This window comes from Deltaproteobacteria bacterium (genome assembly GCA_019310525.1).
GTDB lineage: Bacteria > Desulfobacterota > DSM-4660 > Desulfatiglandales > HGW-15 > JAFDEE01.
In genome coordinates this window covers 1-16,575 of sequence record JAFDEE010000107.1, presented here as the reverse complement: position 1 = coordinate 16,575, position 16,575 = coordinate 1, and the positions used below count along the sequence as shown (strand labels likewise).

General features: G+C 48.6%; 15 protein-coding genes. All 15 read right to left on the bottom strand.

Translation table 11 applies throughout. The features are described 5' to 3' along the window. Window positions 1-973, bottom strand: a 973-nt coding sequence (locus tag JRF57_14935; GenBank protein MBW2304996.1) for an N-acetylneuraminate synthase family protein, incomplete at its 3' end; no start/stop codon positions are given. Between the two features lie 672 nt (window positions 974-1,645). Further along, entirely contained in the window at window positions 1,646-3,394 is a 1,749-nt protein-coding gene (locus JRF57_14930) for an ABC transporter ATP-binding protein (GenBank protein MBW2304995.1), read from the bottom strand. Between the two features lie 223 nt (window positions 3,395-3,617). Next, the gene (locus JRF57_14925; protein ID MBW2304994.1) at window positions 3,618-5,585 is read right to left on the bottom strand and encodes a hypothetical protein; all 1,968 of its coding nucleotides are present in this window, start codon (window positions 5,583-5,585) and stop codon (window positions 3,618-3,620) included. Between the two features lie 63 nt (window positions 5,586-5,648). Then, on the bottom strand, window positions 5,649-6,341 hold the full coding sequence (locus tag JRF57_14920; GenBank protein ID MBW2304993.1) for a class I SAM-dependent methyltransferase: 693 nt from the start codon (window positions 6,339-6,341) through the stop codon (window positions 5,649-5,651). A gap of 18 nt (window positions 6,342-6,359) precedes the next feature. Further along, window positions 6,360-7,334: a D-2-hydroxyacid dehydrogenase gene (locus tag JRF57_14915; GenBank protein MBW2304992.1), complete on the bottom strand. Its 975-nt coding sequence runs from the start codon at window positions 7,332-7,334 to the stop codon at window positions 6,360-6,362. A 125-nt stretch (window positions 7,335-7,459) separates the two neighbouring features. Next, complete coding sequence (locus JRF57_14910) at window positions 7,460-8,050, bottom strand: GNAT family N-acetyltransferase (GenBank protein MBW2304991.1); 591 nt, start codon at window positions 8,048-8,050, stop codon at window positions 7,460-7,462. Window positions 8,051-8,086: 36 nt separating this feature from the next. Next, window positions 8,087-9,325, bottom strand: coding sequence for a DUF2088 domain-containing protein (locus JRF57_14905; protein MBW2304990.1), 1,239 nt, complete (start codon window positions 9,323-9,325; stop codon window positions 8,087-8,089). Between the two features lie 15 nt (window positions 9,326-9,340). After that, entirely contained in the window at window positions 9,341-10,351 is a 1,011-nt protein-coding gene (locus JRF57_14900) for an N-acetylneuraminate synthase family protein (protein ID MBW2304989.1), read from the bottom strand. An 11-nt stretch (window positions 10,352-10,362) separates the two neighbouring features. Beyond that, complete coding sequence (locus JRF57_14895; protein MBW2304988.1) at window positions 10,363-11,424, bottom strand: ATP-grasp domain-containing protein; 1,062 nt, start codon at window positions 11,422-11,424, stop codon at window positions 10,363-10,365. Beyond that, window positions 11,421-11,894: a GNAT family N-acetyltransferase gene (locus JRF57_14890; protein MBW2304987.1), complete on the bottom strand. Its 474-nt coding sequence runs from the start codon at window positions 11,892-11,894 to the stop codon at window positions 11,421-11,423. The genes JRF57_14895 and JRF57_14890 overlap by 4 nt, the downstream gene beginning before the upstream one ends. Next, window positions 11,863-12,615 (bottom strand): PIG-L family deacetylase, encoded by a 753-nt coding sequence (locus JRF57_14885; protein ID MBW2304986.1) that lies wholly within the window; start codon window positions 12,613-12,615, stop codon window positions 11,863-11,865. The genes JRF57_14890 and JRF57_14885 overlap by 32 nt, the downstream gene beginning before the upstream one ends. Continuing rightward, window positions 12,612-13,682, bottom strand: coding sequence for a UDP-2,4-diacetamido-2,4,6-trideoxy-beta-L-altropyranose hydrolase (pseG, locus tag JRF57_14880; protein ID MBW2304985.1), 1,071 nt, complete (start codon window positions 13,680-13,682; stop codon window positions 12,612-12,614). Before pseG ends, JRF57_14885 begins: the two co-directional genes overlap by 4 nt. Window positions 13,683-13,704: 22 nt before the next feature. After that, on the bottom strand, window positions 13,705-15,000 hold the full coding sequence (locus JRF57_14875; protein ID MBW2304984.1) for an aminotransferase class III-fold pyridoxal phosphate-dependent enzyme: 1,296 nt from the start codon (window positions 14,998-15,000) through the stop codon (window positions 13,705-13,707). 36 nt (window positions 15,001-15,036) lie between these two features. Beyond that, window positions 15,037-15,783 (bottom strand): glycosyltransferase family protein, encoded by a 747-nt coding sequence (locus JRF57_14870; protein ID MBW2304983.1) that lies wholly within the window; start codon window positions 15,781-15,783, stop codon window positions 15,037-15,039. Between the two features lie 253 nt (window positions 15,784-16,036). Further along, window positions 16,037-16,575, bottom strand: a 539-nt coding sequence (locus tag JRF57_14865) for an aldo/keto reductase (protein ID MBW2304982.1), incomplete at its 5' end; no start/stop codon positions are given.

Here is a 16,575-nt window from a genome sequence, read left to right as displayed (position 1 = left end):
GCTCAAAGGGCGGCAGCCCATCACCTGGCGACTTGAGAGCAACATCGTTTCTGGTGAGGACATGGCCAGCTGGAAGGTCGCGAGCAGCCACAATTTTTTTTCTCATCTTGAAAAGGGGCTTTTCCTCCCTGGGAAGCCGACGTTTAACCCCGTCGCCCATCGCCTTGCGGGCCCTTTTCAAATCGCGGACAAGGCGCCGTAATCCAACGGGAGCCAAGGAAAAAGCATGGTCGGTGCCACGCCAGGAACGATTCAAGGTGAAATGCTTTTCAATGACCCTAGCCCCCAGGGTGTAAGCCACCAGGGCCATAGAAATGCCACTTTCATGATCCGAGAGGCCGATAACATTGGTGGGGAAAGACCGCCGCAGCGTGGAGATGACCCGCAGGTTCATGTCCGCATAATCTTCCACGGGATAGCAAGCCGTACACTGGAGGATGCATAATTGTGGGTTGATGGACATAACCGTGTCGCAGGCCTTTTGGATGTCGTCCATAGTGCCACCGCCAGTGCTCAGGATCATTGGTTTACCAAAGGCGGCGATATGTTTAAGTAAGGGTGTGTTGGTCAAATCCCCTGAAGCAATCTTGTATATGGGCATGTCCAAGCGTTCTAAAAAATCGGCGCTCTCGAAGTCAAAAGCCGTGGCGAACATTGTCAATCCGAGTTCTTTCGCATAAGCTTGAAGTTCTCGGTACTCGGATTCGCCGAGTTCCAAAGCTTCACGATGAGCGCCGTAAGTGTCTCCATAACTGTTCTCTCCAGTGTAAGGGGAATCATACAATGCCTTGGTAAACAGAGTTCTGTTGTTCCTTTTCTGGAGTTTCACCGCATGGGCCCCGCATTCTTTAGCGGATTTGAATAAGCTTTTGGCGGTCTCCACATTTCCCTGATGGTTGTGCCCGATCTCGGCGATAACATAAGCGTCGGTATCATCCGCAACCCGGACTCCATTGAAAAAGATTTCCCTCATGCCCCTCTCCGTGTTGAGTTGTTCAGTTTTTGTCGCCTTTTTAAAGCGAGGAACACCTTGTGTACCACTCGTCATTGTGCACGAGCTGATCATGGGCTCCCTGCTTCACGACCCGACCTTGATCGGCAACAATGATTTTGTCTGCCTCCAGAATGTAGACAGCCGGTCAGCGATCACCACCATAGTCACCTTTCTCTTTTCGCGAAGGTCGCGGATAAAGCTCTTAGATAGGCAGTTCTCTTTCGGTATAGGGGGCGCTTGTGCCCTCCTCTTCCAAGGAGACCTTTGAAAAACGCCCTCTTTTGCCCAATCTCAGCGTCAGATTCAAATCTCAATCCTCGAAATACTCAATGTATTCCTGTGGTTGGAATTTTCGTCTACCTTGACCTTGAACAAAATCGAACGTTTTTCAAAAGTCTCCTAGGATAAGAATCGAAGCTTTTTCGGGCGGGACTCGAGTGAGGGACAACCGCTGTTTCTGCCCGCCTAAAAGTTTGATCCGTTCCCCCCCAGGGAGTATCCAAGCCCTGGGGTAAAATTTCGACTATAACGTTACTACACCAAATACCCACTGGATTTTCTTGGTATTGGGGGGAACCCCATATCACATCTCAAACAGACATGCAAATTTTGGGTTCATTACCTCAACCCAAGGCCTGCATCCTGACAATTTCAGCATACCAGGACGCTTCCTTTACCAGATCCTTGTGCCTGCCGGTCTCCGTAACCCTTCCCTTGTCCATTACAATAATCTGATCGGCGCTTCTTATGGTCGCCAGACGATGGGCTATGATGATAAGGGTTATTTTTTCTTTCTTCCTGATTTCCTCCATGGCCTTCTGTATATATTGCTCTGATTCCGAATCCATCCAAAATTATGATTGAAGCCTCTTGAAGCAAGGCTCTCGCCAAAATGATCCTCTGGCGTTGCCCGCCCGACAGCTTTATCCCTCTCTCACCAACGACGGTTTCATACTCTTCTGGCATGTCCTTGATAAAGTGGTGGGCATGAGCCATCCGGGCAGCCCTGGTAACTTCTTCCGGACTTGCTTCCGGCCGCCCGTACCTTATGTTCCTTTCAATAGTATCATTAAAGAGAAATCCCTCTTGAGAAACAAAAGCGATGAATCTCCTAAGGGCACGGATATCATAGTTTTCTATGGCCAGATCATCGAAGCATATTCTTCCTTTTGTCGGCACCCTGAGTCGCGGTATCAAATCAACGAGTGTCGATTTACCGGCACCTGATCTTCCCACTAGAGCCGTCATCTTCCCTGCGGGGATGAAGATGTTAATATTCTCCAAAACCGGAGCTTCACCAGGAACATAAGAAAATGACACGTTTTCAAACCGGATCCCTTTCTCCAGCTTTATTATGGACACCCTTCCACCTTTTATTGTGTGGGCTTCTTTGGCCTTTCGAAAAAAATCGGTAACCCGGAAAAGACTCCCTGAAAAACCTGCCAAAGCCTGCCTTGAATTAAAAATATCCTTCGTGTAAGGCATAATCCTCAACAACACAAAAATGAACATCCCCGTTTTGGCCATGGTCATGTGGAATACTTCAACTGAAAAATACAATATTGCCAACCCGGCCAAGATCACCATGGGGTCTACCATGAATTCCATTCGTGCGCGAATCCTGGCAAGATCGAACGTGTTGAGCTTTATCTTTTCCGAGAGATCTTTGACAAAGTTACTTTCTTTCTCTTCCGTTGAAGCCAACTTCAAAAGCCTGATCCCATTCAACCTCTCAACAATGGAATTTGATATTTTTTCGTTATACTCTGAAACCTTCACCCCGATTTCCCCGGATCTCCTGATTCGGGACCGGAGAACCATTCCGACACACCCCATGATAGCCATTGCAAAAATGGTCATCCCAGGTGAAAGAATCATCAAGAATACGAAATAGAGAACAAATATGGTTGATGCGGAGAGCAGGTTGAAGAAAGTAAATACTCCCCCTCCCGCCCTTACGCCGTCTACCGTGAGTACGTTAATTAGTTGCCCCACTCCGTAGGAATCATAAAACGGCATGTCAGCATTTGCGAAACACTTGAATCCGTCGCTTCGGATATCCGAGAAAATGCTCTCCGTGATCCAGGTTCCATATATGCTCTTCAGATAATTAAACAATTGCCTTACCATCAGCAAGAAAAACACAATTATCATGAGAGAGAGAAGAGTTTTCGGAATGGAGAATAGATCAAGGGTCTTGACAATGATAAACCACATTTTCGAGGTAGCCGCCAAGACGGTAAAATCTTTTCCCTTTTCAATGAAATCAATGACAGGGAAAAGCATGGCGACCCCGAATCCCTCAAAAAAAGCGGCCGCAAGGGTGACGCCCATAAGGAGCGCCATCTTTGTCTTGGTGACAGATGGAAAAAATAGAATTGCCTCGATAACTTTACGCATCGATTTCTCTTTTCATCGGGCCTGCCTTACAATGAGACCTCTGAATTTTTGAGAATAAATGCAAAGCGTTCCTTTTAAAATCAAATTTTGACAAAATTTGTCACAAGCTTTTCAAATTCATGTTTTCCTTGGTTGGATGTTTCGTGGCCATGTCCCTCATTTCGTCCCAATATCAATTAGCTATAATTTTTCATACTTCTCTTTCCTTATGGTAATGATACACTCAATTCTCATTACAGCGATACAATCTTGCAGTTTCTTGAAAAATAAATTTCGCTGCTCGCATTCCGGCATTTCCCGGAGGACCGATAATATACTCTTTTTCAACTCTTTCCCTCATAGTTTCTTTCTCTTTCCATTTTGAAAGAAGCTTTCCATATGGTAATGTCAATAGATATCTTGCCTTTTCAACCCAGTCTAACTTCGAACAATCAATTCTGAATATCGCATCGTCAAAAGCTTTTGCTACATGGGGAAGAAGAGGGTTGGACGGCAAATCCAAATAAATGACAGGAACCCTAGCAGACCATACCCACCCAAGAGTGCTTTGTGGGGAATCGCAAATCATTATGTCCCCTATAGCCCGTAGATATCTAAATTCAATAAATTGAACGGCCTTAACGTTGGATGGGAGGGTTATTAATCTACCAAAAGGATCAGGATCACGATATCGAAAAGTTGGATATAACTTGATAATACAATTATAGTCACTTTCGCCAAGAATCTCGAAAACGACTTTTCTCTTGAATTGATGGTACCATGTGTCACTGCAACATCCGGGACTATATATGAAGTTGTTGAAATACAAGTTAGCAATATATACGACAGTCCGCCTCTTATCCGGGAACTTCAGGATTTTATTTCCAATTGCCTTTTGAATAAATTTCCACCTCACTCTTTCATTTATTTTCGGCATTCCAGAAACAACGCCCTTGCCCACTCCATTGCAGCATTTCTGGTGAAATTTTTCAGCTATAGGCGTATAGCTTATTCGGCCACTACCAACGCACATTGAATCTCTATCACCCCAATACTCCGTCATCATCGAAAGCCCATAAGTCAATCCATGTTCAAACGTAAATACAGGAACGCCCATTTCTCTTAGGAAACCACATATTACCATCCTGTCAACATGTGAAATCCCGCTAGTAACAACGCATAAGCTCCTCTCTCGTGCCAATTCCTTTACCATTTTCATCTCAGCGGAATTCCCTTCCAACCATGAAACCACATTTAACACCTGATTCATTTTTTGTATTAGCATCGGATGGAAAAGGATTGCCAAGGCATTCAACATTCGAGCCTTGATCCAATCTTTCACATTTGAATGCCTGTTCAAACAACAGTAAAACAAGTCAGCCAGCCGATCATATGATAGTTCTCTTTGGATATCACATTGTTTTTCCCACCCCTCATCATTTAGGCCTTTGAGTTTCGATACACTGCCACCCCCTAACAAAAGAAACAAAAACGTTTCTTCTAAAAGTTCGCATTCATCAATGATGAGTATAGATATCCCGTTTTTCTTTGTAAAAGGTAGCTTAATTTTTCTTGAATGAAGCAGTCGTTTCCAGAACCGATGAACCAAGATGGGCAAGTTTGCGTTTACCAAGCTTAGAAGTTTCTCACGGCCACTCCGGCCGACTCTCATCATGCGTAATCTAGTATCTTTATCGTCAATTCCAGATTCGATCTCAACCACATCAAAGTCACTGCTTAAATCAATGCACTTGCCAATCTGCGCATATAAGTTGTCAAACCTATCAAAATCCACTTTTTTTTTATTATGCAGCCTTTTCTTCACTCCAATAATTACGTTTTTTGTGCCTTGTTCACTTACATAACCTATCCACCGATTCAAAATTACGCTCTTGTATATCAGGGGGAAAAGTGTTCTTCTAAGATAATATAGGAAGGAAACTTTGACATGAGGCGTCAGGGAATGATCCCCAATGCATTTCACTAATAAATCAGCTAGGTCAAGAGATAGGTGGATACAGAATACACCTAATTCATTTATTTCTTTCTGCGAAACGAAACTTTCAAGAGAAACAACCTGTTGCTTCATCATAGGGAGTTTCTCAAGAAGCCATGGAGTATGAGTATACCATATCTTCTCTCCGACCTTGTAATCCTTCATCCAGAACCGATATGCCTCTTCTTCTTCTACCAAAAGCCTTTCCAGTGTCATCTATTGTCCTACTAGCACTTAATATAGATAAAGGATACTCTAAGATATAATTGATCAGAATATTTATGGTTTTTCCGCACAAACAATAAATTCACCAATCCTTCTATTAAAATATTTATGGACTGAATATCCAACATCGATTATCTTGAAATATGGCCTTAAAATCTCGACGAAGGTTTCAGCATCAGGAAAGCAAAGCATGGGCACAGGATCTTCTTTTCCTGAATTCCCACGAAAAAGATAAACATTGTTTCCAATATACTCACTGTTTTCAGAAAATTCGCTCTTTGTATCGTTGATATCAAGGATCGCTTTTGCCCCTGGTTTAAGAACTCGAATAAATTCCTCCAGCAAATATATAAGTCGCTCCCTGGATCCAAGGAGTGATAGAACACTCATGCACACGAGAAAGTCGAATATATCATTATCAAATGGGAGTCTTTCGGAATCCTGAGGAAGATGAATGAGAGTAGCTCTATCCTTTATTTCCTGATGATTTTCCAATTTCTTTTCTACTAACTTCTTTGCCCCAAGGGCGGCGTCCAACCCAATGACAGTATACCCACACTCCAGGAGATGGATAGTATTGACTCCAGTGCCAAAACCATATTCCAGCAACATTCCCTTCTCAGGATGCTTAAAAAACCAATATTCCAGTCGCACCAGGTCAATGGAAGGGTATCGCTTGTCAGAACCTTCGGCAAAGGCCTTTTCCCACTTCTTAACGACTTCCGGCTGAACAAAGGGCATCCCCATTAATAGATCTCCTTTCTATCAATATCCACGTTTCTTATCCACGATATTGAGGAGCGGCATCCCGGCAAGAAACCGCTCGATGTTGGCCCGAATTAGATCGAAACCCCTACGCCTGTTGTGGTCGGAGGGGCCAGCAATGTGAGGGGTAATGACGACATGGTCCATACTCCTCAAGGGATGGTCCTCAGGGAGGGGTTCCGGCTCGGTCACATCGAGACCCACACCCCGCAGTCGACCCTCCTTTAAAACTTTCACCAAGTCATCGGTCTTCACAAGCATGCCTCTAGACACATTCACAAAGAAGGCATCCTGCCTCATCGCCTTGAAAGCCACCTCGTTGAATGTGAATCGGGATCGTTCCGTATTCGGACAGCAACAAATCACCACGTCCGCCCGAGGAAGCTGTTTTAGGAAGTGCTCCGTAAGATGGATCTCATCAATGAAGCTTGCCATTGGCAGATAGTCATCATCCACAGCGATCACGTACATACCGAAGGCCTTCAATTTCTCTGCCAGAAGCAACCCGATGCCGCCGGATCCGAAGACCAAAGCCGTCTTCTTCCTGAGCTCAACGGGCCGGGGCATAGATCTAGGTGCTTTTCCTCGAAGCACGAGATGGATGTTCCTTGTGAGGGATAGCAGAAGCGCCATGGCATGATCGGAAACCTCGGGTCCCTGGATAATCTTTCCGTTGGTGAAGGCCGCCCTATGGTGCACAAATTCAGGATAAAGGAACTCTTCGATACCCGCCCCTCCCGCATGTACCCATTCCAGGCTTTCACCGATTCGGACCAAAAGTTCGGGGGTAAAAATGGACCTCGGGCATCCGATGAGGGCATGGACTCCTTCTGCTTGCGAATATATCGATTCCGCGTTGTCATCGGCCACGACGAACTGGGCGTAAGGGAAGGCCGCTTCCATCTCCTGCACCCATTTCTGGGGAAAGCCCGTGGATCTTACAAGCATGATTTTCTTGGTTTGACCGGCTCTCATTACTCCATCCTGTTCCTTCATTTCACTAACTCAACGAAACCTTAAAACGATTATATACAATAACTTAAGACCCTGTGCATAGAAAGGTTTATGATTGCTCCAATTACACACATGACATCTCTACCTCATCTCTCCTCGGTCTCTCTCAGGATTTTGGGATCCGGTTTGAAATCTTCCGCAAGGAGCCCCATGAGTATATGATCAACTCGGTCTCCTTTGAAGTTGACAAGCTTCCCCTCGATCTGATAGCCGTTCTTCAAGAAGACCCTTTCGCTTGCCGCGTGACCTTCGTAGTAACCTCCCCAGAGCTTGACGAACCCTCTAGCTCTAAACATATAGTGGGTAGCTGCATGGACAGCTTCCGATCCATATCCTTTCCCCCTCGCCTCCGGATGACCGATCACAAATGAAATGCTTGCAGACCGATGATGTTCATCCATGTTGTGAAAGGTCACAGTGCCTACTAGGCGACTTCCTTCCTGGTCAAATACACCAAGATGGAGGGTCCTGCTCTTCGGGGCCAGGCATTTCTTTACATACTCAACGACACTCTCCCTGGACTGAGGGGAAAACCTGACCTCCAGGAACCGATTTACTTCCGGATCGTTGAGCCAGGCCACATAGGCCTGAGTCACGTCCTCTTCCACTATCTGTCTAAGGAGCAATCTTTTGGACCTGAACTGTTCGATTCTTGGATGTTCTCTATCGTAAACCATTCCCTCTCTCCCAAGAAAGGGTGTTGGGTACGAAGTTCACACGTATTGGATTGTCCCGTCAGGGTATACGCCCACGTTCACTTTGCCCTTGTGCTTTGCTTTCAGGTGCTCCAGTACGTTTTCCCACCTTTTCATCCACAGGATTCGCTCTTCACTGTCGAAGGAATCAAAACTCGTCATGTCTTTGTATTCCGACAGAACGATCAGTTCGGTCTCCTCTGGCAGACGGCTCCGGGTAACCCACTGTCTGCCGCCGGTAAACTTCCCAAAGGACCTCATGAGATAGTGGGGCATCTGTCCCTTGGGTGCATTCATAACGAGGATACAGGTGCCGCCCTTTTTCTTCAGGGACCTGAACCCCAAGAGCATGGCGATGTCCGCTTCATTGGCCTTGAGGTATGCGTTTACCACGGCCACATCCTGATCCGGATAGAATTCCGATTTGTAAATCCTTGACGCCTGGCGGATTCCCATCCTATAGACTGTATTCGGCTCTCCGGCGTAAAGGTCTATGATCTCGCCACGGGTGTTCACCAACACGTCAATCTTGAAATCAAGGCCTACCAGAGCCACAGCTTCCTCTATGTCTTTACACAAGGGATTGGAGTCACCCGCCTTCCCCTTTTGGTCTGGAAGAAGGCTCGAATGGAACAAATCGATAGTATCGATGTGTGAGAGTCCTGGAAGAACTATTTTCCCTCCTCCAGAATATCCCACATAGAGATGGGGCAGTATAGCACCGATAGCTATCTTGAGATCACACCGCATAAACTCTGTATTTACCTTAAGAGGGATGCCCCTTTCCGTCCTCCCTACGTAATCACAGTTCTCATAGCAATTGTGATTGTAAACGCCATAGTTTTCCACAACGTCGTCTCCGAGCTTTTTTCTGAAATCGTCCTGCCCGTGGGCGCCGTGTGATCCGAGAGACACTAGAAAGCGAATGTTGTGCTCCTTGATGCCTGCTTTTCTGAGTTCTTCCAGCACGTAGGATGCAAGGCTAGCGGCTCGTGTTGGTCTGGTCATATCATCCACCACGATGGCCACCTCTTTTTTCCCCCTTGCCATCTGGCAGATTGGAGGGCAACCGACAGGCTTTTCCAATCGTTCCTTTATGTGACGGGGAGTTAACGAAAAAAGGTTGTCCCCCGCCATTCGGCAAAAACGAATTTTCCAAGATTCGGGAAATTTCAACAACCATTCGTCCCTTCTATCCCAAAATTCCCTGGGAAGCAGGACGATTTGTTCATTTCCTTTTCTCTTCACCTCGGCCACGGACAACCTCACCGCTCATGAAAGGTGTTCGAATCGAATGGATTCGTCTTTGCGAATGTTTTTGGCAGCTTTTCTCCCAATCACTTGGTAAAAGAAATCCGTCTCCAGACCTCTCCTTCCCTCTGGTCGTTTCAGGCCGATCATCTCCTCTCTAATCACAGTCCCAGACGGGATGTCCTGGTTTGCAACGAGGCATCTCCGGTAAGTATCCCTCTTACTTATCTCCGGTTCACAAGGTGCTTTGTACGGTGACCCCAAAGCACTCTCCACTTCTCTAATCTCCTGTACCAGAGTCCTAAAATCGGCGCTATCGGCCGAAAAGCGATGCTCGGGCCCCTCCATCTCCTTGTCCAAGGTGAAATGTTTTTCAATTACCTTCGCTCCCAGAGCCACGGCTGCAAGGCAAGCTACCCTTCCGAGGCTGTGGTCGGAATAGCCTACAGGGTAAGGGAATACCCGCATCATGGTTTGCATGGAAAGGAGATTCAAGCACTCTGTAGGCGCTGGATAGAGGGAGACACAATGAAGAAGAACAATCTCCCGAACACCATTGCTCTCCAGGTTTCTCACCGCCTTTTCCACTTCACCCACGTAGGACATCCCCGTAGAGACCATCACCGGTACTCCTAACTGTGCCAGTTCATTCTGTAAGGGCACATTGGTCATGGACGGAGAAGAGATTTTCACAAGGGGCGGCCGGAGTCTTTTCATCATCTTAGCCCCTGGGATATCCGCAGGTGCTGCAAAGAAAACGAGCCCCTTATGTTCGGTTCTTTCCTTGATTTTTATCCAGTCATCCTCCTCCAGCCAAGCTCTGGAATATATCTCATAGGGCTCCGTTCCCCGCACGTAAGAAGCCTCCGGGTTCACGGGCTGGAATTTCACCGCATCAGCGCCTGCCTCTTTCGCGCGATCCACCATCTCTAGAGCAAGATTAACATCTCCATTGTGATTAGTACCGACTTCTGCCACAATAAAAGTCGGGCTGTCTTCTCCAATGGTTTTGTTCCCTACCCTGATTTTCATGTCTTACCCCGCTAAACCTCTTTCACGAAAAGGTGCTGCCAATATCGATAGAAGCGTGGCCCTGGCATCTGACCTCGAACGATCCGCACGTTTTCGGAATAGGGCTCTCCGAGAGCGTGCCGAATCATTTCATGGTAGAAGTTGATCCCGATCCCCAGGCATATGGGGAGCGTGGCGTCGAGCCTGGGGTTGATCTCCACTAGTTTCGGCTTTCCCGTGTCATCTCTCCCTATTTCCAGTTGTACGAAATAGTCAAACGGAAAGACTTCCATTACGGACTGAGCATATGAAATTAAATCCTCGTCGAAAACAATATCCGCCAATTGGGTAGGTGAGCCTACTGGAAAAATTTTGTTTCGGATGACCACGCCCTTCATTCTTCCATCTCTGACCAGTATGTCTGTAGAGTACTTCTTTCCGGGCAGGTACTCCATAAGGAAAAAGCGCTTCATCTTGTCCTCAACCTTTTCGAACAATCGCTGAAGCTCGTCAAAGTCGATAGTCGTGTTGTCACCAGCCATGTAGCCCTCGTAGGGGTCAACCTGGTTCCTGACTACCCGAAACCCCCGCCCCCCCCTAGATACCCTGGGCTTGATGACAAAGGGTCTTCCTGGAAACCCGAGATTATCCGCTCCCCTGCGAAGTTCATCCAAAGATTCAAACAGGCAGATATCCGCAACCTTCACTCCGCACTCTCCGAGCCTCTCCATGGTTCGATATTTATCCACAACAAACGCCACTGTTTCATGGGCGGAGCAGGCGACCGTGCACCCCATACCCGCGAATCTGGATGCCGCCGCCGAAAGACTTAGGGCCTCTTCGTCGCTCCCGGGCAGAATAACCCTCGCACCCGTCCTTTGCACGATCTCAAGCATAGCGGTAATGTATTCGGGATGGTCTCCCATGGGCACCCTATAATACTGGTCCACGAAAGGGGCTCCCACCGAGTCTTCCCTCCTCTTGGTGTCTACTCCGATCAGCACCACCTCATGGATCGGATGGTTCTTGATGCACTGAATCGCGGAGGGTGCGACCTGGCTGCCTACACATGTGAGGATGACCGGGATCTTCATGGACCTAAGTGATGAACCTCCCCTTCTTCTATCAAGAACTTTTCAAAAAGGACATATTTGACACTGAACCCACAGGCTCTGAACATCCTGAGGGAAGCCTCGTTCTCATCCTTGACCTTTGCCACAAGTTTTTGGATGTTTCCACTCTTCTTTACCCATCTCTCTCCCTCATGGAGAATGCTCTTACCCAAACCTCTTCCTTGGTAATCTGGGGCAACATAGATATCGACTTCTGCTGTACCAGGCATCTCATCCAAAATGTCAAAACGAAGGACTCCCACTGCATGATCGCCTCTGTAAGCCAAAAAGATGAACCTATCTTTCTTTTCAAGGGACGATTTGAACCACTTCTTGTGTTCTTCGTAACTAAGTCGTCTAGGGTCGAAGAAATGCCGCCTCACTTCAGGGTGATTGCGCCAGTTAAAGATGGTTCTGCAATCACGGAGTTCCGCTCTTCTGAGAGTAATCATTATCTACCTCATCGCTGGAAATTCTTTCCTCTTTTTCGGGGAGAACCCTTCGCAAAAGCATAAAAGCCTCAGCCGCCTTTAACCCCGCTTGGCCGCCCCTCCGCATGGCCAGGGCCCGGATCGCCTCCGGGGATCGGGGATGGGGAAAGGGTCTGATTTCGGTAGAATAGAAGGCCATGGCATCGATTTTCCTCTGCAGGCTACTCTCAATCCCAACGAAGTGGTTGGGCCTGAACCCTGCATGGTCCAGCCCGAAAGCCCATTCCGTTGAAGATGGCACCTCAAAGGCATAGATCTCCGTGATTAGTTTGTGTGGAAGTGGCCTTGTAGCAGTTACCACGGCCTTAGATAGAATAGAGTGATCAATGTTGAGGTCTCCGTGATAATGAGTATAGACAATATCTGGATTATATGCAGCCAAGCTCTCTTCTACCTTCCTGATGATTTCCAGGAGTTCAACCCCATCCATCCGATTGTCAGGGAAACCGAAATGGACCACCTCCTTGACTCCAAGAACCGTGGCAGCCCTGCGAGCCGATTCCCACAGAGTTCTCTTCTGCCCTTCGAAATGGTCCCCCGCATTCCCTTTCGCCCTGGCCATCATCCCCTCAGCAGCAATCACCACAAACACATCGTCTCCGCAGGCACTGTGTCTGGCAATGGTTCCTCCGCACCCCAGAACCTCATCGTCAGGATGTGCCGCAAAAACTACAACTCTCATAACCTGGCCCTTTCAGAGAGTGAAAAAAAGGCTGTCATTTCATCCACGATCCGATCCGCTCCCATGCCATCCACCAGGGCTCGCCCAGCGCGCGACATGTCAGCCCTCTTCTTCTTATCGTAAAGGACATCATAAATCACCCCGCTCATTGACTCTGCCTTTAAATCTTCCCATTGGCCCAGCAAAACAGAACACCCTGTGCGGGAGAGTTCTTCTGCCACAGGCCATTGATTCTCGGATAAAATGATCATAAGGTTCGGTAATCCCATAAAAGCCATCTCCCAAGAAGTCCCTCCCGCCCCTGAGATGGCCAAATCGGCCCATGCCATGAGAGAAGCCATATCCGAGACCCCTCCTAGAAGTTCAAAATTCGACACTCCCCGTCGTGAGAGTGCAACCACAAGTGACTCCCTATGGGGGTTAGCTTCACCTATAACCACCTTCACCCTCAATCCATCCACTTCCAGTCCCAGAAGCACCTCCACCACTTTGAGCGTCACGTTGTGGGAATCGGCCGCGCCCAATGTGACTAATAGGTTTCTAGCCACATCCGGTACTTGCATCTTCCAGCCTCGCCGATCAAGGAATTCTCGCCTTAAAAGACGGTAGCTGACCCCGGAAAGCACTCGGGTCTCGGGGCAGCAAGTATAGACATCCCCATTCACCTCGAGACCGGGGTTCAGGACAAGATCGCAAGGATACCAAGGGAGTCGGCACATGTCGTCCAGGACTAAGAGAAAATATCCTGCCTCGTGTATCGCCTCAAGGTAAGGCGAATCGAAATGATAGCCGTCCAGAACGACCCAGAGATTTTGATGATTCTGGTTCTTATCTTTCAGAACACGGAGGATTTCCAGGGTCTTTTTGAGATCTTCCTCATGAGGGTGGACTTTGTTGAGGGTATGGATTGCAATTCCTTCACTACCGATCCTGGGGAAGAAAGCCCGGCTATCTTCCGCAGTCACCAAGTGGACCTGCCCACCTCGGTCTCTCCACCTTTCGGCCAGGGCCAGGCACCTCAGGAGATGCCCTCCCCCTATTTTAGAGGAGCCGTCCGCCCGGATCACCAGACTCCCCAGACGGTATAAATCATCTAACTTTGAAGATGGGCTCAATTGGATTCCCAATTAGTAACTCTGGCAAATTTCCATTGTCCAGAGCCTTCCGGAGGAGCCCCATAACCTCATCATAGGAACGAAGAAGTGTTTCCAAATCTTCAGAAGAGTGGGAATATGAAAGGTTGTGGCTTGCGGAGATGAGAATCCCCCTTCGCAGCATCTCCTGCTTTATGAGGCTCTTGATCTCCCAAGATGTGAACTTCTCGTGGTCCCTGATGTCTAGGAGGCTCCAAGGCTGCTTGCCCCTGACCTGGATGACCCCTCCCAGATCTTGCTTCTGAATGATACGGAACACCCCGTCCATGATTACCTGCCCCTTATCCCACAGGGACTGAATGACCGACTCCTTCATAAGCTTCTGGATCGTCGCAATCGCCGCTGCGATGGATAGGGTTTCGCCGCCGAAAGTAAAGGAAAAGAATACCTCCTCCATTTCCTTCATCAATTCTTTTCTCCCTACGACGGCTGAAATGGGATACCCGTTCGCCATGCTCTTGCCGACAGCGGCAAGGTCCGGTACAACACCGAAAAGTTCTTGCGCCCCTCCCAGGGCGTACCGGAACCCCGTTATGATCTCATCAAACACGAGGATCGCCCCGTTTTTATGGGTGACCTCCTTCACACCCTCAAGAAACCGTGGAGCAGGGTCTTCCACATTCATAGGCTCCAGAATCACCGCCGCGATTTCACCGGGATATTGATCAAAGAGGCGCTCCAGGGAAGGGAGGTCGTTGTAAGTGAAGGGATGCGTCAAGCGCCTCACGCATTCAGGCACCCCCTTGTTCCTTACCGTGGATCCGATATACCAATCCTGCCACCCGTGATAACCGCAAACTGCTACCCTCTCCCGTCCCGTGTAGGCTCGGGCCACCCTGACAGCCCCGGCGGTGGCATCCGACCCGCTCTTCCCAAACCGCACCATCTCGGCGCAGGGGATGAGATCCACGAGCATCTCGGCCAACTCGCACTCCAGGGGCGAAGCCAGGCTGAAGGTAACCCCTCTCTTCATCTGCTCCATGACGGCCTTGTCGACGTCAGGGTCACAATATCCGAGGATCACGGGGAGGAGGCCGTTTACGAAGTCGATGTACTCGTTACCGTCCACGTCCCAGACACGGGAGCCTTTTCCCCGGACGAGGAAATAGGGTGAGGCCTCTGGATACTGAATGTGGCTCTTGCTGAAGGTCTGAGATGCCAGGGGAATGACCTTTTTCGCCCTGGCCAGGAGTTTTTTGCTCTTTCTGTATCTGGATATTGGGTCCGTCATGGATTCATACCTTGGGGTCTTGAACAAGGGATGCGCTCACCCACCCGATGAGCCTTCATTCCTCTTGTGCATGGCATTGATTTGAAGCCTCTCGGGTTCCCTTGTTTGCCATGCGATCACGTCCAGCCATCCAAACGTTTTTTTTGCGGGGTAAAGGTCCTCGTAGACCGACCTGATAAAGACATAATCCTCGGGTTCGTCCAGTGTCCAGCGCAAGTGGGAAAAATCAGCAGGCCCGTAAAAATTCCCCATCCGTCCCCTTTCTTTGGTCGTACGGCGGATATAAGGGGACACGTGTTCCAGGTCAAAATCCAGGGATGCTTCTTGATAGGCCTCTTGAAGGGCCTGAGCCGAAAAAACTTCAGTATCCAGGCCGTCAGGATAAGTGGGCGGCAGGACATTGGAGGCGTAATCATAAGCCCCCCCGCCTTTTAAGAAAAAATCGACAACAGAATCGACGACCTCCGGATCGTGGAGTGGGCAGTCTCCCGTCAATCTCACCACAATGTCTGCCTTCTCCTTTTTACAAATGCGCCAAAACCGGGAAAGTACATTTTCAAGACTTCCCCTGAACACCTGGTACCCGGCCGCCTCGACGGTCTCCGCAAGGAGATCGTCATCCCTTTCCTCGGAAGTGGCGAGCCATAAGGAGTCCAGGGAATTGCATCGGCTCATCCGCTCCAGCATATGAAGGATCAGGGGCTTACCCGCAGCCTCGAGCAAGACCTTTCCAGGCAACCTGGTCGAGGACATTCTCGCCTGGATGATTCCTATAATTTTCATGACCAACCGTCGCCCCACCCAATACGCGGGAAAGGATCAAGACCTTTGAAAAACGCCCTCTTTTCCCTAAGCTTTGCGTCAGACCCAAACCGGGGACCCGCCCGAAGGATGGGGAGTCCAAGCGAAGCGCGGACAAATTTTAATCCTCGAAATACTCAATGTATTCCAGTGGTTAAAATTTTCGTTTGTCTTGGCCTTGAACAAAATCGAACGTTTTTCAAAGGTCTCGGATCAACAAGGATTGTCTCAAGTACTACCTCGGCCAAAAGGATGGATTGATAAGCCTGGGATCATTGGAAGCCAATGGATGCATTTCGGGTAAGGGGACGGTCTCTGCTTCCTGGAAGAGGGTCAGGTTTTCCGAGACTTGATCCGGGGTTTCGGCCCCTATCACGAACATCGCTCCAGGGGCAGTCCGTACCACAAAGGCCAGGGCCAGCAATTTCGGGGGCAAGCGATGGGAGGAGGCATATCGGGCAAAAGATTCCAGCGGAGACCTTGAAAAGGTCCACTCGCCCTGGAGGTCTTCCGGATTCATTAATAGGAGACCCTGCAAATATATGCTTCGAACAAATACTTTTTTATCATGCTCCCTTGCAAAATCGAAAACCCCTTGGAAAAAGGCGCGCTGGTCAAAAACATTATACGGCAACTGGACGAAATCAACCTCATCGATTCCCAGGGCCCTCAGAGCATATTCAGGGGAATAGACCGAGACGCCGAAGTATCTGAACCTTGGTTCCTTTTTCAACTCCCTGATCATCTCCGAAAGAGCCTCTTCACCCATGTCCA